Origin of the sequence: Streptococcus sp. 263_SSPC (assembly GCF_001071995.1) — a bacterium.
Lineage (GTDB): Bacteria > Bacillota > Bacilli > Lactobacillales > Aerococcaceae > Granulicatella.
Window position 1 is genome coordinate 1 of sequence record NZ_JVNU01000040.1, and the last position, 19,230, is coordinate 19,230.

The following is a 19,230-nucleotide window of genomic DNA, read 5'->3' on the forward strand; positions in this document are numbered from 1 at the left end:
ATTCCTTGTATTTTTTTAATATTTCTAATTCAACTTCTTTTCTTCGTAATTCTAATTTTAATTGATCGATTTCAGAAAGTTTAGCCATTCCTTTTTCATAAGAATATTGTTTACCCACCTGTTGGTGGAAACGATGTGTTTCTCCATTTTTATACCATCTAAACCATGTTTCTACTTGCGTTTTGTTTTTAATGTTTAACTCCTGCATTACTTGTTTTGTACTATATCCCTGTAATTTCATTTCTACGGCTTTATTTTTAGTATCGGCTGAATAAGCAACACGATTTTTAACCATAAAAAGACACCTCCATGCGTATTTGATAATATTGTACCAAATCCAACTTGGAGGTGTTTTTATTTAATTCTCATTTACGGGGGTCAGTGCCCTAGATTCTTCTGTATCTTCTATTATTGTTTTAGTTTTCGATAAACTCTTTCTGCGATGGTAATCGTAACGGCAATGACCCATAAAACGAGCACTGTTGTGAGCGCGTATTTAATATTAAAATAAATAGCCGCCATACATAGCACTAACACCGCTGCAATCACGTAGCGAAAATTAAATGGAGCTACTCGTTGCACATACCACCAGACAAAATCTTCGTTATCATTTTTTGTCACCTTATAATCTTCTATTAACGCTCTAAACTTCTCCCTAAACTTCTCAACCATCTGAAACACTCCTTATTTTTTATCCGGAATTACCCAAAATAGATAGTAAGTAATAAAAACTGTCAGCGCGCCAAGTCCAATTTTCACCGCCAAAATCGGAGCCAAGTAAATGGAAATGGCCATCAAAATATAGATATAAACAATAATTTTCTTCTTACGGCTTTTCGCAATCGACCTCGTTTCACGGTAATCTGCGACATATAGTTGATACAGTTTCGTCTGTTGAAACCACTCTTCAAACCGAGTAGAACTCTTTGAAAAACATACTACTGTTAGCAGTAGAAACGGTGTCGTCGGAAGTACTGGGAGCACAATTCCAATAAGCCCCAGCGCTAACGAAATCCACGCGATAATAAAATACACCACTCGCATTCTTTTCTATTCCTCCTCGGCTAATTGCGCCACTCTTCGATTGATAAAAACCTCTAATATTTTTGTCAGAATATAGAGTACACTCACAAAATAGAAGAAATAGACAAAATAACTGACGGAGACATTAATCGCTAGAAGGAAGGTCGCCACAAGCACAATCACCCAAAACAGCTTCAGGGCGAAGATCCATCTTTGCTTCTTCATCCATTGCTTATCGGTTAATGTATGGTCACCCTTATCAAGTGCGATAATCGTATCAATAAACTTGGTAAAACGTTCTTTCAAGCACTATCTCCTCTCTTTTAGTAAGCATAGTGTAGCATACCCCAAACCACTAGTAAATTTATTTTAATCGATTTTTAATACATAAAAAACGCCTCTTTTGAAATCTTGCAATTCCAAAAGAAGCGTCGGTATTTTATTGAATTATTTTTCATTTCTTAACTTCGTAATGAAGTGTTCGATACGATCTAACGCTGTCTTCAAGTCTTCGATTGAGTAAGCGTAAGAGATACGTAGGAAGCCTTCCCCTGAGTCCCCAAAGGCTGTTCCTGGAACAACGGCTAAACGTTCTTCCTCTACTAAGCGCATTGCGAATTCTTCAGAACTCAAACCGAATTGAGAGATATTCGGGAAGATGTAGAAAGCTCCAAATGGTTCAAAGCAAGGAATGCCTAAGTCTTTGAAACGTTTCACCAAGTAACGGCGACGTTGGTTGTAGCTATCGCGCATTTCTGCAATATCATCATCTGAATTACGAAGGGCATCCACACCCGCATATTGGCTAAGTGTTGGAGCTGACATAATCGCAAATTGGTGAATCTTATACATTTGTTCCATGATTGGCGCTGGAGCTAAGGCATACCCAAGTCTCCATCCAGTCATCGCGAATGCTTTTGAGAATCCTCCGATTAAAATCGTACGGTCACGCATACCATCGATTTCTACAACAGATACGTGAGGTTTTCCTGTGTATGTTAGCTCTCCGTATAGTTCGTCAGAAACAACGATAATGTCGTGGCGTTTCAACACTTCACAAACCGCTTCTAAGTCCTCACGTCCCATAATCGCACCAGTTGGGTTATTTGGGAAGTTCATTAAAATCGCTTTTGTTTTCGGTGTAATCACTGCTTCTAAATCTTCTGGCGTGATACGGAATTGATTTTCTTCTTTTAACGGAAGAATCACAGGTGTTCCATCGGCCATTGTTACGGCTGGAACGTATGATACATAACCTGGGTCACAAATAATCACTTCATCCCCTGGGTTCAAGAGAACACGCATTGAAATATCAACGGCTTCACTTCCCCCAACAGTAATCACACATTCGTGCATTGAATCGTATTTTACCCCGTGACGGCCTTCAGTAAAGATACATACTTCTTCACGAAGCTCTTTCAACCCTGCATTAGCTGTATAGAATGTACGGCCTTCTTGCAACGCTTTAATCGCTTCTTGACGAATATGCCAAGGCGTATCAAAATCAGGCTCTCCAACCCCTAGGGAAACAATATCTTTATATTCACTCGCCATATCAAAGAAACGACGAATTCCTGAAGGTTTCAAGTCCTTAATTTTATTATTTAACATATTTTCTAAATTCATGGAGTAACCACCTGACGTTTATCATCTGCTTTACCGACAAACATTGTGCCGTGATCTTTGTATTGTTTTAATACAACATGTGTTTTAGTAGATTGTACTTCGTCAATCACTGAAAGACGTGAAGATACGAAGTTCGCAATCTCACGCATTGGTGCTTTCTTCAATTGCACCATGAAATCATATCCACCTGACATTAAGTAGACAGCTTCCACTTCTGGGAAATGATAGATTTTTTCTGCAATACGGTCGAATCCTTTTCCTTTTTGAGGATTTACTTTTAATTCGATAATCGCTGAAACATTCACGTTATCAGTTTTTTCCCAATTAATTAATGTATGGTAGCCACAAATAATTTTGGCTTCTTCCATCTCTTTAATACGACGTTTCACTTCATCCACGTCAATTTCTAATAAAGAGGCAATTTCTTCTGGTGTTAAACGACTATTCTTCTCGATTAATTTTAAGATTTGCTCGTTCACTTCTTTGAACATAGGCTTTCCTCCTTTAGTCGCGTCCGCAACTTTATGTACTTATCTATTGTACCCTTTTTTCGCTAGAATTCCTAAGAATTTATTGCGACTTTATGAAATTTATAAATATTATCAAAAAAACTCTCTTCCATGATAGAAGAGAGCTTTATATCTTTACTCTGCTGTTTGTTCAAAGTGAGCAACTAAGTCGTTGATTACTCCACTGGATACGATTGTGTCGATTTGTTTCATCGCATGGTACACGCTATCTGATTTTGAAGAACCGTGTGATTTCACGACTGCTCCTTTAAGACCAAAGAGCACTGCACCTCCGAATTGTGAGTAGTCCAATGTGTTCTTTAATCCGTAGAACGTATTCTTCAATAAGAGCGCGCCAAGTTTTCCTTGAATACCTTGCCCCTTGATGCCTTCTTTTAGAAGTCCCATCATCGCAAGCGCTGTTCCTTCGATTGTTTTCAATACGGCGTTTCCTGTGAATCCGTCTGTGACAACCACATCCGCAGCACCAGTTAAGATTTCACGAGCTTCCACGTTCCCGATGAAGTTTAAGCTATCGTCTTCTTTTAGGAGTCCGTATACTTCTTTTGCAAGTTCGTTCCCTTTTCCTTCTTCAGCTCCATTATTTAATAAGCCGACTGTTGGGTTTTCGTAACCAAGAACGTATTTTGAATAATAACTTCCAAGAATACCGAATTGGTGAACATTTTTTGGTTTACATTCCGCGTTGGCTCCAACGTCCATCATAATAAATTGACGGTTGTCTTTTCCAAGAACAGGCAACACTGGCATTAGTCCTGGACGGTCGATTCCTTTAATACGGCCAACCACTAATAATCCAGCCGTTAGAAGAGCCCCTGTATTTCCGCAAGAGAAGAGCGCATCGGCTTCCCCTTCTTTCACAGCTTTAGCCGCAACGACCATTGAAGCGTCTTTCTTCGAACGAATCGCTTTAACTGGTTCGTCATCAGAATTGATTTTTTCTGAACAGTGAATCACTCGAATATTTGGAAGGGATTCTTCCAAGCATGCGTTCACTTTTGCTTCGTCTCCGTATAATTGAAACTCGACAGTTGGCATTTCCTTTGCTGCAAGGACGACCCCTTGGACGATTTCTTTTGGAGCATTATCTCCACCCATCGCGTCAATTGCAATTCTTACCATTGTTGTTCCTCCTCTTCTAGCCACGTGGCCGTGAAGTTATCCATTGATTTCTTTCGTTGTTTGTTCGATAAATGCCTTCATGCGTTTTGTCTCGGCTTTTTCTCCTGCTGGATCTTCCGAGGCATAAAGGATTGCATCTTTACGTGCTTGTTCTAGTATATCATAATCTCGTATTAAATCGGCAATCTTAAAGTCTGGAATACCGGACTGTTTAATCCCAAATACATCCCCAGAACCACGGAGCTCCAAGTCTTTTTGACTGAGATAAAATCCGTCCGTTGACTCGCACATAATGCGCATGCGTTCTTTCCCGTTTTCGGTCTTTGGACTCGCCACTAAAATACAGCTTGAGGCATGTTGTCCACGGCCGACACGTCCACGCAATTGGTGCAGCTGCGCTAACCCGAAGCGGTCCGCATCTAAAATCACCATCACTGTGGCATTCGGCACATCCACCCCAACTTCAATCACCGTTGTGGAAACAAGTACTTGTAGCTTGTTGGCTTTAAAGTCCGCCATCACCGCTTCTTTTTCTTCCGCCGGCATTTTCCCGTGCAGGAGTCCCACTTTCACGCGGTCTGAGAAATGCGCTGAAATCATGCGGTAAATCTCTTCAGCGTTTTGCACATCGAGATGTTCCGACTCTTCAATCAGTGGCGAAATCATATATGCTTGTCGCCCTTCTTGAATTTGACGTTCCACGAAGTTAAAAATCTGCTCCATTTCCTGCTCGCGAACCCAAGATGTTTTAATTGGCTGACGGCCACGAGGAATTTCACTCAAAATAGACGTATCCATTTCCCCAAAAGCCGTAATCGCCAGCGTACGAGGAATCGGCGTTGCCGTCATTTGAAGGACGTTCACGCCTGCTCCTTTTCCAGCGAGTGCCTGACGTTGTTGCACCCCGAAGCGATGTTGCTCGTCGATGACGACAAAGGCCAAGTCTTTAAAGTTCACATCTTGTTGGAACAAAGCATGTGTCCCGATTACAAGGTTCGCCTCGCCACTCTCAATTTGTGCGAGTAACTCTTTACGCTTTTTCTGCGAACGATTCATACTTCCAGTTAACAACACTGCCTTCAAAGGTGTCCCTTGAATCAATTTTTCAATCGTCAGCATATGTTGTTCCGCCAAGATTTCTGTAGGAACCATGAGCGCTGCTTGCTTACCTGTTAGAGCCGTTGCGACCATGGCAATCGTCGCCACAATCGTCTTCCCGCTCCCTACATCCCCTTGTAAGAGACGATTCATCTCATAAGGCGCGCGCAAGTCAAAGCAAATCTCATTCACGACTTTCTTTTGCCCATCCGTCAATTCAAACGGCAACGTCTGAATAAAGGCCTTCAACTGAGCATTATCATACAGTACCGCTTGACCTTTTGTTTGCTGATGTCGCTTCTGACGCATCCATTGCAACCGCAGTTGATATAAGAAGAGCTCCTGGTAGACAAGCTGATATTGCGCACTCTGTCTTTCCAGTTCATCTTTTGGAAAATGCATTGCCCGTACAGCGTCTCTATGTCCCATCAAGTGGTGCGACGCCGTCAACTCTTCTGGCAATACTTCAGGAATTTTATCTTCAAAACGATCCATCGCCGTACGAACGAGTTTGAGAATCGTCGCCTGCTTCAACGATTTATTCGTGCGATAAACCGCCTCGACTTGGTCACCTTCTTCATCCTCCACGTTTCGGTTCGATAAGATTTTCATCCCCATCAAGGTAGAACGCTTTGCATCCCATTTCCCGTAGATAGCAATCTCTTCGCCCTGAACCACTTTATCTTTTAAATACGGCTGATTAAAGAACGCAACTTGGATGACTTGTTGGTCAATCGCCATGCGAAACGCCAAACGATTCTTCTTGAAGCCATAATAGCTGACAACTGGTTGTGTTGCCACTAGCCCTTTTAGCGTGACTTTCTCTTGGTCCATGATACTTTGCACATCACGAATCTGTATATCTTCATAACGAAACGGAAAATGCGTTAACAAGTCATAGACTGTCTCGATGCCAAGCTCGGCTAATGGCTCTAATCGTTTTGGTCCAACGCCCGGCAAGACTTGCACACTTTGAAAGACTTCATTCATCCAATCACATCCTTTCTACTTTAATAAGTGTAATTCAAGTTCTCTTTAATCGTCAAGAGGAAGGAAAGTTACAACAGTCGTGAAGATTCTCTTTAGGATTTATTCATCGGTATCACAAGTCCGGCACCTCCCTGAGTCTTCGTCTCAGGGTTACCAAGCTTCAAAGCGAGGCTAAGGAATAAATTCCTAACCCTCGCTAATTCACATTGGTTGCTTACTCGGTACTGTGATTCCGATGAAATCCTAAAGAATCTTCACTCCTTCAACTTTCCTTCCTCCCTCCTCAACTCTTACATTGCTGGGAGTTTTGGTGTGCATTCCACTTATTGAAGTGCTAATTCTTTCCAAGTATCAGTAATTCGCATCGAGTACGCTCGCTATTCATGCGAATATAGAATCCGAAAGGCTTCCCAGGAATATTTCAAGACACTGCCCTCCCTCATTTTCCTTCCTCCCTCCTTGACCGTTACAGTGCAGGGTGTTTTGATCTGCATTCCACAAAGTGCAGTCTTCCCAGTCTACATCGAGTAAAGCCCAAAAGAATCTTCACTCCTTCAACTTTCCTTCCTCCCTCCTCAACTCTTACAGTGCCAGAAGTTTTTGTCTGCATTCCACAAAGTGCAGTCTTCCCTCGTTGAACCTTTCCGCACTAAAAAAACTAGGGAGCACCCACTCAGTGCGCTATTTTCCCTTCCGAGGCGAGTGAAGACTCAGAAGCAAGAGAAATTTAGAAAGCGCCAGCTGCTCAGCGAAATCCCCTGATGTGAGCATGAAAACCAACCAGTACACTTACTTATTAATAAGAGAAAAATCGAAAGACGGAGAAACTTACGGATTCTATAATAACAGTAATGGGGAATGGTATTAAATGCGAAAAAGCTGGAGTTAGGAATTTATTCCTTACTCCAGCTTTGAGGCTTTAAAGGTGAGAGACTTCGGCTCGAACCGGTACCCCATTACAGTTATTATAGAGGAATCCGTAAGGATTCGAAGTCTTTCAATTATTTTTTATTATTCTACAGATAATAAGTAAGTGTATACTGGTTGGTTTCCTTCATGGACTTCAACCTCTACATCAGGGTATTTCGCTTCTACAGCTTCAGTGATTTCTTCCACTTCGCTTGCGTCTGCGTCTTCACCATAGATGATTGTTAGGATCTCTGAATCGTCGTTGATCATTTTATCAATCGTCGCAAGAGTTGCTTCCTTACGTCCCGCAATACTTACTAAAATCTTACCGTCAACAATCCCCATGAAGTCGTCTTTCTTAATTTCAACACCATCAATGTTTGTATCGCGAACAGCGTTAGTGATTTGACCACTTGATACAAGCGCCATTTGTTCGCTCATTGCAGCTTTGTTATCTTCTAAGCTTGCTTCTGGGTTGAAGGCTAATAATGAAGCTAACCCTTCTGAGATTGTACGAGTTGCAACTACGGCAACTGCAGCATCTTCTGACACTTCAGCCGCTTGGTTTGCAGCCATTTGAATGTTTTTGTTGTTTGGTAACACGATAACTTTTTCAGCATGTGCTTCTTTTACCGCTTGAAGAATATCTTCTGTACTTGGGTTCATTGTTTGACCACCGTTGATGATTGTCGTTACACCCATGCTCTTGAATAATTCTTGAATCCCTTCACCTGCAGCAACTGCCACGATTCCGTATTCCGCTTTTTGTTTTTGCGCTGCTTCTTTAACTTTTGCAGTGTAGTCTGTTTTTAACACTTCTTCGTGTTGCAAGCGCATGTTGTCCACTTTCACTTTCATTAATGAACCGAAGCGTTGTCCGTAGTTCATGACTTCCCCTGGACGTTCTGTATGCACGTGTACTTTGATGATTTCATCGTCAGCTACTACTAATAAAGAATCTCCAAGTTCGTTTAAATAGTTACGGAAAGTATCGTAGTCGAAAGTATCTACGACTGTTTCGCCTTCACCGATTTTCACCATGATTTCAGTACAGTAACCGAATTTGATGTCGCCTGTTGATACGTGTTCGTAGTCAACGCCTGCTTCGTGGTGAGCCACTGAAGTTAAATCGATTTTATTGCTTTGTAATGATTGAACAGGAACTGCTTCCCCTGTTAATGCTTCGAAGAATCCGTTGTAAATGAATACAAGACCTTGACCACCTGAGTCCACTACGCCAACTTCTTTTAATACTGGTAATAAATCTGGAGTTTTCGCTAATGCTTTTTCAGCACCACGTAAAACAGATCCCATTACTTCGATGATGTCGTTTGAAGTTTCTAACTTACGAACACCACGTTTAGCTGATTCACGAGCAACTGTAAGGATTGTACCTTCTACAGGTTTCATAACCGCTTTATAAGCTGTTTCCACACCGTTCGTAAATGCTTGCGCTAATTCTTCACCAGTGATTTCATCTTTTCCGACAACGGCTTTAGAGAAACCACGGAATAATTGAGATAAGATAACCCCTGAGTTCCCACGAGCACCCATTAATAATCCTTTTGCTAAATCTTGTGCTAAATCACCTACAGTTGTTGCTGTAGAGTTTGCAACACGTTCCGCACCAGATTTGAATGAGAGCATCATGTTTGTCCCTGTGTCTCCGTCTGGTACTGGGAATACGTTTAATGAGTTTACGAATTCTGCGTTTTCAGATAAACGCATTTCACCGATTTCCACCATTGCGCGGAAATCTTGAGCCGTAATTGTTTTCATAGTTGCCATATTATTCTTATTTCCTCCTGACTAGAATCAACAAGCATTACGCTTCGATGATTTTAACTCCTTGAACATAGACATTCACTGTTTTTGCAGCAAATCCTAACATTGTTTCTAAGTTATATTTCACTTGTTCTTGTACGTTTCTACAAATCGCAGAAATTTTTGTACCATAACCTACAATAATGTAGACATCCACTGCAACACCATCGTCTTCTTGACGAATCACAACTCCACGAGTGAAGTTTTCTTTCTTCAAGATTTCATTAAAGTTGTCGCGGATTTGATTGCGGCTTGCCATACCAACAACACCATAGTTATCTGTAGCGGCTCCACCAACAACCGTTGCAATCACTTCATTGCTAAGTTCAATTTGTCCATTTTCTGTTTGAATTTTCACTGTCATACAAATACCTCCCTTAAATGTATAAAGGTGTCTGCCTAATTTTTAGACAGATTGACACATTATTTCTATACTATAATATCATATTCCAAGCGGTTTACCTAGCCTTTTACCAATTTTTAACCCTCTTAGAAACTCATTAACCTGCTCGCTTGCAATCTAAGGTCAACTATGCTAAATTATTTAAGTATATGATTTAGTTCAAAATTATATCAGCTGATAATGAATTAAATAAAGGAGGAGAATAACAATGGCTAAAGTATGTTATTTCACTGGACGTCGTGCTGAAACAGGTAACACTCGTTCTCACGCTATGAACGCTAACCGTCGTACTTGGAAACCAAACTTACAAAAAGTTCGCGTTTTAATCGATGGCAAGCCTAAAAAAGTATGGGTTTCAACTCGTGCATTAAAATCAGGTAAAGTAGAACGTGTTTAATACAGAGCACTATTAAAAAGAGCTTAGGCGATATCCCTAAGCTCTTTTTGTTTTTCTAAAAATAAATAAGCCGAAGGCTTGAAAAGAGAATTGAAACTGCTAAAAGACATTCAAAGATATTTGAAGGAATGCATAGCGGAATTTAGTGTAATGGTACCGGCAGGAGCCTAAAGTCTCCTTGCCTACCAAGCTTCAAACCAAGGATAAGCGACGAGTCGCTAACCCTTGGTAATTCACATTGGTTACTTATTCATTACACTAACCGCTATTTCCTCAAATATCTTTTTCTGTCTCTAGAAGTTTTCGCTCTTTTCAAGCCTCTTATAAACCAAAGAGTTAGGATCCGCCACTCTTTTCAACTCTACTTTACCTGAGATTAATGCCAGGAAACCAAGGGACCATGGGTGGTGCTTCTCACGCTTTTTTGCGTTTTATTTCAAAAAAATGGAGTTTGTGAAAAGCCCATTGTTATACGCTTTGAAGGCTTCTCAATAAAATGAAATCTATTTACATCATTTGTAAATTTTGAAGCCTGTTGGATTTGCAACTTCCGAAAAAGGCTTATCTATAAGAAACATAGAGCACCTCTCTTTGAAAATAACAGCGTACGTAAAAATCCCAAAATTCACTTATAAGTGAATTTTGGAATTTCAAAACTCTTTGTGAAAAATACAAGCTATCTCTTGTTTTAGATATTTTTAAAACAAGTAGTTGGAACGTTCATGACTATCCTAAAAATCTCAGCTTCTTAATTAACTTCCCTTTACACGTTTTATAGTGTTTAAGGTTGTAGTGACTAATTCATCAATAGGCATTGTTTGACTATCTGTTTTTAACCATTCATCAAAAACATTGTAGAGACCACCGATAATAAATCTACTATCATAATTGATTTGTCTTTGCGTACTGTTTGTGATATGCCAAGGTGCCTTTATGCTAGTATAAACAGCAGGAAGCTTATCATACCACCTTTGTAAAACAAGTGCTTGCAATCTTGCATCTTGCAAAATTTTTAATGGTTCAGTGTACTGGCTCCAGTACTTAAAAAATAAGTTTACAAGATCCTCAAAATCATCCAATTTTTCTGTTTGAAGTTCGATAATATATCTCTGGATTAAGCGGTCGATATAGTTCGTGAGGACTTCCTCTTTTGAATGGTAATAACGATAAAACGTTCGTCTAGCAATCTGAGCATGTTCGCTGAGTTCTGCGATGCTAATGTTTTGCAAAGACTTTCTAGTTGCTAACAAATCAAACAAGGCTTCTTCCAACCATTGTCGCGTTTGATATTCCATGATACTTTTCCTTTCCTGGCACACTTTTGGTCAAACTGTGCCAATTTCACTTAACATCTTGTTTTTGAAATCGTATCTCCTTACACTAAAACTATCGCGCGTGATAGATAATTAAAATTTATCGTTAACATTATACAATTGTTAGTTGTTACTAAGGAGGTAAACAATATGAGCATTCTTTTTAACGTTTGGATGCTACCTATTTTATTTATTTTACACGATTTTGAAGAAATGATTGTTATGCCCTTATGGAAAATACGCCATCATCAAAAGTTAGCAACTTTTAAGATACCGTTCTTTGGTTCTGTTACACAAGGGTCTGCCTTTGCAGTAGGCGTTTTAGAAGAGTTTATCATTTTGCTGTTTATTTCTGGATTTTGCCAATTGACTCACAACAGCCTACTCTACTTATCTTTTGTAGTAGCGTATACATCTCATTTCATAATCCATTATATCATGTGCCTGCAATTTAGAGGCTATGTTCCTGGAGTCGTCACAGTAACACTAGAGCTGCCAATGGTTTTAATGATTATTTTCCACTATTGGCCTTCTGACGTTTCTTTGTTATCAGTCGTTGTCTATCTTTTATTGGCCATGGTAATAGCTTTTTCGAATCTTAAAATCATGCATCTCATCATGCCAAAAATCCAAACACATTTAGAAAAATACGCAAAACAAATTTGAATAGGTGGTTGAACTGTCTTCGCATAACTCAACTTCATAATTAAAGCACCCCAAAACTTAGATTTTTTATCTAACCTTTGGGGTGCAATTTAATTGTGCGATGTTTGTTTTATCTCCAATGATCTCGAGTTTGGGCGACTAAGATGAGTCCTTTTGTAAAGGAGATGGTCATCTTGTCACTTGTAAATTCATTGCTGACGAGGGCCACTGGATATGCGTAGCTTTTTGAATCGAGCGTGTATTTCACATCAACGAGGGTTACATTTTCCACAGGAGTCATACTAATAAAAGATAAGTACTTCGTAAAGTCCATCTTTTCAATCGTGTATGTGCCTGGCTGGATGAAATTCACGACATTCGTTGCATCCTCAAATACCACGTATGGAATAAGCGGTGCTAAGTCTGGTCGCATCATCGTCCATAAGGTGCTAATCGCGTGGTCCACTCGCCCGCCAAAGGAACCGAGTACATGAATCGGTGTTCCTTCGTAATGCTCCTTCACCCATAATAAAGCTGCCTCAAAATCAGTATCGTCTTTTTCAGAAGGGAGCTGGACAATAGTACCCGCTGCTTCATGAATCAAGTCGCGCTGTTCTTTTGTCACAGAATCAAAGTCCCCAATCGCTACTTCCATGGGAAGATGCTGGTCTAATAACCGAAGCGCGCCACCATCGACGCCGACAAAGCGGAAGTCTTCATAGGCCTTACCGTATCGGTTTTCTAAGAGCTCCTTGATGTTTTCTTTGGTGTTTGGTCCTCCCAAGATAATCACAACTTCCATCTTCGTCCCTCTTATGCCTCTTTAATTGAATCAATCGCAGCTTTAATATCGTCTGCATAGTATACATATGAACCGGCAACGGCAACGTCTACCCCTGCAGCAGCGCAAAGTTTTGCTGTTTCACCGTTCACTCCGCCATCCACTTCGATTAAGTAGTGGTAGCCTTTTTCTTCGCGCAATGCGACTAATTCGCGTACTTTATCCAATGTTTCTGGAATGAATGATTGACCGCCAAATCCTGGGTTCACTGTCATCACCAATACTAAGTCTACTTCGCTTAAGACTGCTGAAATGGCACTGACTGGTGTTCCTGGGTTAATCACGACACCAGCTTTTACGCCTTCTGCTTTAATCGCTTGAAGCGCACGGTGGATATGTGGCGTTGCTTCCACGTGAACAGAGATGTAGTCTGCTCCTGCTTTTGCGAATTGTGGAATGAAACGTTCTGGGTTTTGTACCATTAAATGGCAGTCTAATACTAAATCAGTCACAGGACGTAATCCTTCAACGATGTTTGGTCCTAATGTTAAGTTTGGAACGAATTGTCCGTCCATGGCATCGATATGGATCCAGTCTGCTCCTAATTTTTCGACTTTCTTAACGTCTTCTCCTAGTGTTGCAAAATTTGCGCTTAAAATTGATGGTGCTACTTTCATGTTCTGTCTCCTCTATCTACTTTTTTCGTTTATAGACTGGTTTTCTTTGGTCCAGTTCTTCATAGAAATTCAAATAATGGTCGTATCGCTCTTGCCAAATGTCCCCTGATTCCACTCCGGCAATCACAGCACAGTTTGGCTCATGTTGGTGCGAACACTCTCTGAACTTACATTCATGCTCTACTTCGACAAACTCAGGGAATAAATGCGGTAAGTCTTCTTTTTCAATCTCCATAAAATCAACCGTACTGAATCCCGGAGTATCCGCAATCCACACGCCTTCGATTTCATGAAGCGATACGTGACGAGTCGTATGACGCCCACGCCCTAATGCATTTGAAATCTCTCCCGTTTCTTGGTTTAAATCTGGAATCATCTCGTTCAGCAAGGTCGATTTTCCAACCCCAGACTGCCCTAAGAAGATGACCTTCTCACCACGTAGGCTTTCTAACAATGGTGCTTTATCCTTCATCACTTCTTGCCCGAAATAAACCGGATAGCCGATTTTTTCATAACGCGCCTTAATGTCCACGAGGCGTGACATCCCTGCCTCATCCAGCAAGTCCGTCTTCGTAATCATGATGACTGGTTTCACATCCAAGCCTTCCAAGTAGACGAGGAAGCGGTCCACTAAATGCGTCGAAAATTCTGGTTCGACAGCCGACATCACGATAATCCCGACATCCACATTGGCAACAGGCGGACGAACGATGGCATTCTTTCGCGGCAAGATTTTCGTTAGCGTTCCTTCCTGCAAATTACTACTCTCGAACTCCACCACATCCCCAACAAGTGGCGATTGGCCTCGTTTGCGGAAAACTCCGCGCGCACGAGTTTGATAGATGACTCCATCCGATTCAATATAGTAGAACCCGCTCAACGCTTTAATAATAATTCCTTGAGTCATAAGTACTCCTTCAAAGTAAAGATATACTTATTATATAGCGAACGAGAACGCATGACAAATGACTTGAAGAAAAAAAGCATTACTGAAAGGCACTGACCCCCGTAAATGAGAATTAAATAAAAACACCCCAAAAGTTAGATTTTCTGTCTAACTTTTTGGGGTCAGTATACCCATTTTAGAACCTATTCTTTGATTTTCAATAAGCGTAAACTGTTTAATGTTACAAGTAAAGTTGCTCCCATATCAGCAAATATCGCTATCCAAAGTGTTAACCAACCGGGCATGACCAAAAGTAATGCCACTAATTTAATCGCCAAAGAGAAGGTAATGTTTTGCTTGATGATTGCTAAAGCCTTACGACTTAATTTTATTGTATATGGCAATTTACTCAAATCATCAGACATTAAGGCGATGTCAGCCGTTTCTAAAGCTGTATCAGTTCCAGCACCACCCATTGCTACACCAACGGTAGATGCCGCAAGGGCTGGAGCATCATTCACGCCATCTCCGACCATCCCCACACTTTGATGTTTTTCTCGAAGTTCTTTAATAAAATTAAGCTTATCTTCTGGAAGTAAGTCAGCTTTAATATCCGAAACACCAACTTGTTTTCCGATGGCTGTTGCCGTTCTTTGGTTATCGCCTGTTAGCATCACTGTTTCGATTCCCATATTGTTCAACTTGCCGATAACTTCTTTAGACGATTCCCTCATTTCATCGGCTACGGCAATAAACGAAAGAATTTCTTTTTCTGTTCCTAACACCATCACCGTTTTACCTTGAGTTTGCATATCGGCAATTTTTTCTTTTTTATCGCTTGAAATGCTTCCGTGTAATTCCTCAAAAAGATTTTGACTTCCCACATAATACATTTCATTATTTATTTTGGCTTTAACGCCTTTACCTGTAATAGATTGAAAATCCTCTACTGTTACTTCATTGAATTTTAATCCATTTTCTTCTGCTTTTCGCATAATCGCTGAAGCAAGAGGGTGCTGCGATCCTTTTTCAATGGCTGATGTTATGGTTATTAATTCATTTTCATTTCTACCATATGTCACAATGTCTGTTACAGCTGGAATTCCTTTGGTTAATGTTCCTGTTTTATCAAAGGCTATCGCTTTTAAGTGTCCTGCTGCTTCTAAATGGATACCACCTTTAATTAATACACCATTTTTCGCTGCATTTCCTATTGCTGTAACCACAGCAACTGGAGTTGAGACTACTAAGGCACAAGGACAACCAACCACTAATACAGCTAATCCTTGATAAATCCATTGGCTCCAGTCTCCGCCAAATAATGGTGGAACTACTGCAATTAAAAGAGCTAGTATGACAATAGCTGGTGTATAGTATTTTGCAAATTTCTCGACAAACGCTTGAGAGGGGGCCCGTTCTGCTTGGGCTTCTTCTACCAAGTGAATGATTTTTGAAAGAGTGGTATCTTCAACTTGTTTTGTTACTTTAACCTCAAGTAACCCTTCTTCATTCAAGGTTCCTGCAAATACTTCATCATTTGTGATTTTCGTTACTGGAACACTTTCACCTGTAATCGCAGCCTGATTTAATGTCGATGTACCTTTAACCACTATTCCATCCATTGCTAACTTTTGACCGGGCTTAACTATCATGATGTCTCCAACTTGAATCTCATCAACATGAATCATCATTTCTTCATTGCCTCGTCGAATTAACGCTTCTTTTGGGGCAATATCCATTAAAGATTCAATAGATTGACGTGCTTTATCCATTGAATAACGCTCTAATGCTTCACTAATCGCAAATAGGATAACAACGGTTGCCCCTTCACCCCATTCACCAATAATTGCAGCTCCTATAATGGCAATAGTCATAAGCGTATTCATATCGAAATTTAATCTGCTTAAATTTTTGAGACCTTTAATAAATAACGAATATCCACCGATTAAAATGGACGCTGCATAACCAATTGTCGGTAGAACATGCTCTTCACCATACTGCTCTCCTAAGAACCAGCTAACTACAAGTAAAAGAGCTGATATATATACCTTAATGTTTTCTTTCTGCTTCCAAAAAGGTTCTCCTTCTACCCTTTGTTCTTTTTCATCTCGAATTTTTAAATTTTCAAATGCTCCTGCTTTTTCTAATTCTTCAATGGTTGTCGTCCCTTTAACATAAACTTTAGATGCTCCGAAATTTACTTTCGCATCCTGAACACCGGGAAGTTCTTTAACATTATTTTCAAAAATGGCTGCACAGTTAGTACAAGTAAATCCTTGAACACGATAGGCTTTCATTTCTTCTTCGAACTGTTTTGCTTTCCCACTAGACATTGATCTTCACCTCTTTCTTAAGTGCCAATGCAATCATCATAATTTGTCTGATATGCTCATCATCTAATGAATAAAATGCAAGTTTTCCCTCTTTTCGAAACTTAACAATCCCTTGCTTATGCAGCGTTCGTAGGTGATGAGAGGCATTTGCAACCGTAACACCTATAATATTTGCAATATCACACACACACAGTTCGTCATCTTGACACAATGCATAGGTAATTTTTACTCTATTTTTATCTGCAATAGCTTTTAATATTTGGGCAACACTAGAAATATCTACTGTCTGTAAATTATCTTGTATTCGATTGACCTTTTCTTCGTCATAACAATAAATTTCACAAGTATCTTTTTTAATCATATTCTTACCTCAATATCATTCAAGTATTCGATTGAACATAGTATGACCCTTTTCATTAATTAAGTCAAGTGTTTTTTGGCACTGACCCCCGTAAATGAGAACTAAATAAAAACACCTCCAAGTTGGATTTGACACAATATAATCAAATGCACATGGAGGTGTCTTTTTATTAAATTCTCACTTTTTGGGGTCAGTCCCGGAAAGCCAGCAATGCTTTTTTCTTCAATATTTATTTGTGCTCCCACAGACGGATGATGTGGCCGTCCACTTCGCGTTCGCCACGATAGTTGTAGTCACGCTCAAACGCCGTGCTGTTTTCTGGAAGGAAAGTTGGTTGATCACCGTACGTAAAGTTATACACTTCTTTTCCGTTTTCAACAGAATGGCTCATACTTGCATCTACCTTATAAGGATCCGAAGAGGTATTGCCTTGAACGTTCGAATCAATGATTTTTACTTTTCCATCTAATTCCACACCGGCATGCGTAATCGCTTCAGCCGTATACACCGGGTTCACGAAGACATTGTTTTGAACCGTAATGCCTTTAATAGGTCCAAATGTTTCTTCAAAGTCAATGTTACTACGAGGTTTTGGATGATCCCAATAGAAATCATTCGTCGTTCCTGAATTTACAATCATGTTATCCTTGATTAAAATCTCGTTATTGTCTTTGAAGCCAAGGCCTTCTCCATCTTTCGCAAAGACCGTTGATACACGAATTCCAGCGCCACCACGGCTATCTTTAATCAAGTTATTCGTTACTTTATGATTTTTCCCGCCGAAGATACCAACACCACCAGCTCTCCAACCAAGTTCAATCGTGTTATGTTCAAACGAATTATTCTCCGCATATACATTCGTGTGGATACTACTTGAGAATGTCGCTAGCGAGTCATCCCCATTGTTACGGATATTCGAGTTACGCACTACAGAATTACGAGTTCCTTGCGTGAAGTTCACCCCGTCCGCTAAGTTATTGCGGATACGGCTATTTTCAATCACCAAATGATCCGTGTATCTCATACCTATTGAGGCATAGTCGCCAATCCAAGCTCCACATTCAAAGTGTTCAATCCACATATGGTCGATTCTTGAATCCTTACCAAAGCTTCCCGCAAAAGCTTTGTATTGAGCCTTATCATCTAAATGGTCATAACGTGACGTTAAGGCTGATGTCATCGCAAAGTTGCTAAACGTCAATCGGTTAGAATCGTGGCCAATCTCGAATCCGCCTTGTCCTTTTGCATTCGTTGTGAAATTCAATTTCGAATACCACATTCCTGCTCCTGTAACCGTTAAGCCGTCAGCAGTAAAATCAATCTTTTTGTTAATTTTGAACTCCCCCACTGGAATATAGAGAGTTTTCTTTTGTTCAATCGCTGCTTTTAGCGCTTTTTCAAACGCAACTGTACTATCTTGCCCATCTTTGGCACCATACGCTGAATCTGTGATTGAAATACTATTTTCTGGTTGAGGAATAGGTGCAGGTACATTTTCTAATTCCACAAAATCCAGCGCCAATTCAACGCCATTATTTTCAATCGTCACTGTGTCTCCAGGATTCACGTGGACCCCGAAGAATCCATGCACTTCGTCAAAACTAAAGCGAGCATGACTATGACCCGTCGCCTTTGTATCGTAGACATTACTTCCATCCACATATTGATAGGCAGAGCTCGAATCCAAGTGGAAAGTGCGCATTAGATTGCCATTCACATAAACCTTGACTTCCCCTTTGTCTCCATCTTTAATGGAATAGCGCATCGTTAATCCATCTGCGCCTTCCTTCGCCGTGAACGTCACAGTTCCTTTATTATCGACTTTTACGTACGAGTTATCAGAAGCTTCATACGCCAATTCATCAAATGTACGGTTGTTGACAATTTCCGCATCCTTCAACTGACCGTCCACCGCTTCATAGCGAAGATAGTTTTGATTGGCTCCATATTGATTTTCGTAGTAAATCTCATCCGCGTTTACCACATTTGTAGGCGCGAGCGTTGCAGCACTAAGCCCAACGAGCACAGCCGCTAGTAAGAATTTCTTTTTTCCGTTTGAAACCATAATGATTTTCATCTCCATTCGATTCATTCTTCACACTTCTATTTTAAGAATGGACTTTGAAGCTCGAATTGCTTTTTATGGAAAATTCCAAACCCCTTTTTAGAAATCCTTCCCCGCCTTTAAAAAAATTTCAAATGTATGAACCCGTTTCTTTCCATGAAAATTCTAATTCCACATAATCTAGAAGGAAATCTATATAGTTTCGAATTTTTCAATGGTTATTCCTAAAAACGCATTTACGAATAAA

19 protein-coding genes are annotated in these 19,230 nt (G+C 40.2%); 2 read left to right on the forward strand and 17 right to left on the reverse strand.

The features are described from left to right. The 10 genes from ADH02_RS06170 to ADH02_RS06215 form a co-directional block, all read right to left on the reverse strand. Positions 1 to 295 (reverse strand): transposase (locus ADH02_RS06170; protein WP_048782010.1); only part of this gene is annotated, 295 nt, incomplete at its 3' end. Positions 296 to 408: 113 nt separating this feature from the next. After that, the gene (locus tag ADH02_RS06175; RefSeq protein ID WP_048783461.1) at positions 409 to 672 is read right to left on the reverse strand and encodes a hypothetical protein; all 264 of its coding nucleotides are present in this window, start codon (positions 670 to 672) and stop codon (positions 409 to 411) included. 12 nt (positions 673 to 684) lie between these two features. Continuing rightward, positions 685 to 1,044: a YbaN family protein gene (locus ADH02_RS06180; RefSeq protein ID WP_048783463.1), complete on the reverse strand. Its 360-nt coding sequence runs from the start codon at positions 1,042 to 1,044 to the stop codon at positions 685 to 687. A 6-nt stretch (positions 1,045 to 1,050) separates the two neighbouring features. After that, complete coding sequence (locus tag ADH02_RS06185) at positions 1,051 to 1,329, reverse strand: hypothetical protein (RefSeq protein ID WP_048783464.1); 279 nt, start codon at positions 1,327 to 1,329, stop codon at positions 1,051 to 1,053. Positions 1,330 to 1,470: 141 nt separating this feature from the next. Then, positions 1,471 to 2,649: a pyridoxal phosphate-dependent aminotransferase gene (locus ADH02_RS06190; RefSeq protein ID WP_048783466.1), complete on the reverse strand. Its 1,179-nt coding sequence runs from the start codon at positions 2,647 to 2,649 to the stop codon at positions 1,471 to 1,473. Beyond that, positions 2,646 to 3,140, reverse strand: coding sequence for an Lrp/AsnC family transcriptional regulator (locus tag ADH02_RS06195; RefSeq protein ID WP_048783468.1), 495 nt, complete (start codon positions 3,138 to 3,140; stop codon positions 2,646 to 2,648). The genes ADH02_RS06190 and ADH02_RS06195 overlap by 4 nt, the downstream gene beginning before the upstream one ends. A 153-nt stretch (positions 3,141 to 3,293) precedes the next feature. Beyond that, positions 3,294 to 4,301: a phosphate acyltransferase PlsX gene (plsX, locus tag ADH02_RS06200; RefSeq protein ID WP_048783470.1), complete on the reverse strand. Its 1,008-nt coding sequence runs from the start codon at positions 4,299 to 4,301 to the stop codon at positions 3,294 to 3,296. Positions 4,302 to 4,337: 36 nt separating this feature from the next. Beyond that, the gene (recG, locus tag ADH02_RS06205; protein WP_048783472.1) at positions 4,338 to 6,389 is read right to left on the reverse strand and encodes an ATP-dependent DNA helicase RecG; all 2,052 of its coding nucleotides are present in this window, start codon (positions 6,387 to 6,389) and stop codon (positions 4,338 to 4,340) included. 1,011 nt (positions 6,390 to 7,400) lie between these two features. Then, a complete protein-coding gene (locus ADH02_RS06210) occupies positions 7,401 to 9,086 on the reverse strand; it encodes a DAK2 domain-containing protein (protein ID WP_152903904.1) in 1,686 nt (561 codons plus the stop codon). 37 nt (positions 9,087 to 9,123) lie between these two features. After that, a complete protein-coding gene (locus ADH02_RS06215) occupies positions 9,124 to 9,486 on the reverse strand; it encodes an Asp23/Gls24 family envelope stress response protein (RefSeq protein WP_048783475.1) in 363 nt (120 codons plus the stop codon). 247 nt (positions 9,487 to 9,733) lie between these two features. On the opposite strand from ADH02_RS06215, the gene rpmB reads away from it, so the two are divergent. Beyond that, the gene (gene rpmB / locus ADH02_RS06220; protein WP_048713558.1) at positions 9,734 to 9,922 is read left to right on the forward strand and encodes a 50S ribosomal protein L28; all 189 of its coding nucleotides are present in this window, start codon (positions 9,734 to 9,736) and stop codon (positions 9,920 to 9,922) included. Between the two features lie 752 nt (positions 9,923 to 10,674). On the opposite strand, the gene ADH02_RS06225 is transcribed toward rpmB, so the two are convergent. After that, on the reverse strand, positions 10,675 to 11,217 hold the full coding sequence (locus ADH02_RS06225; protein ID WP_048783477.1) for a TetR/AcrR family transcriptional regulator: 543 nt from the start codon (positions 11,215 to 11,217) through the stop codon (positions 10,675 to 10,677). Between the two features lie 168 nt (positions 11,218 to 11,385). Between ADH02_RS06225 and ADH02_RS06230 the strand changes: the two genes are divergently transcribed. Further along, complete coding sequence (locus ADH02_RS06230) at positions 11,386 to 11,901, forward strand: HXXEE domain-containing protein (RefSeq protein WP_048783479.1); 516 nt, start codon at positions 11,386 to 11,388, stop codon at positions 11,899 to 11,901. A 109-nt stretch (positions 11,902 to 12,010) separates the two neighbouring features. Here ADH02_RS06230 and ADH02_RS06235 read toward each other — a convergent pair whose 3' ends face one another. The 6 genes from ADH02_RS06235 to ADH02_RS06260 all read right to left on the reverse strand — a co-directional run bounded on the left by ADH02_RS06235 (position 12,011) and on the right by ADH02_RS06260 (position 19,010). Further along, positions 12,011 to 12,682: a thiamine diphosphokinase gene (locus ADH02_RS06235; RefSeq protein WP_048783481.1), complete on the reverse strand. Its 672-nt coding sequence runs from the start codon at positions 12,680 to 12,682 to the stop codon at positions 12,011 to 12,013. An 11-nt stretch (positions 12,683 to 12,693) separates the two neighbouring features. Then, positions 12,694 to 13,338, reverse strand: a complete 645-nt coding sequence (gene rpe / locus ADH02_RS06240; protein ID WP_039849202.1) for a ribulose-phosphate 3-epimerase — start codon at positions 13,336 to 13,338, stop codon at positions 12,694 to 12,696. Positions 13,339 to 13,354: 16 nt separating this feature from the next. Continuing rightward, positions 13,355 to 14,245 carry a ribosome small subunit-dependent GTPase A gene (gene rsgA, locus ADH02_RS06245; protein WP_048783483.1) on the reverse strand — a complete coding sequence of 297 codons (891 nt, stop codon included), beginning with the start codon at positions 14,243 to 14,245 and terminating at the stop codon, positions 13,355 to 13,357. A gap of 182 nt (positions 14,246 to 14,427) precedes the next feature. Further along, entirely contained in the window at positions 14,428 to 16,557 is a 2,130-nt protein-coding gene (locus ADH02_RS06250) for a heavy metal translocating P-type ATPase (RefSeq protein ID WP_048783485.1), read from the reverse strand. Then, positions 16,550 to 16,918: an ArsR/SmtB family transcription factor gene (locus ADH02_RS06255; RefSeq protein WP_048783487.1), complete on the reverse strand. Its 369-nt coding sequence runs from the start codon at positions 16,916 to 16,918 to the stop codon at positions 16,550 to 16,552. The genes ADH02_RS06250 and ADH02_RS06255 overlap by 8 nt, the downstream gene beginning before the upstream one ends. 229 nt (positions 16,919 to 17,147) lie before the next feature. Continuing rightward, positions 17,148 to 19,010 (reverse strand): right-handed parallel beta-helix repeat-containing protein, encoded by a 1,863-nt coding sequence (locus tag ADH02_RS06260; protein WP_048783488.1) that lies wholly within the window; start codon positions 19,008 to 19,010, stop codon positions 17,148 to 17,150. Between the last annotated feature and the right edge of the window lie 220 nt (positions 19,011 to 19,230).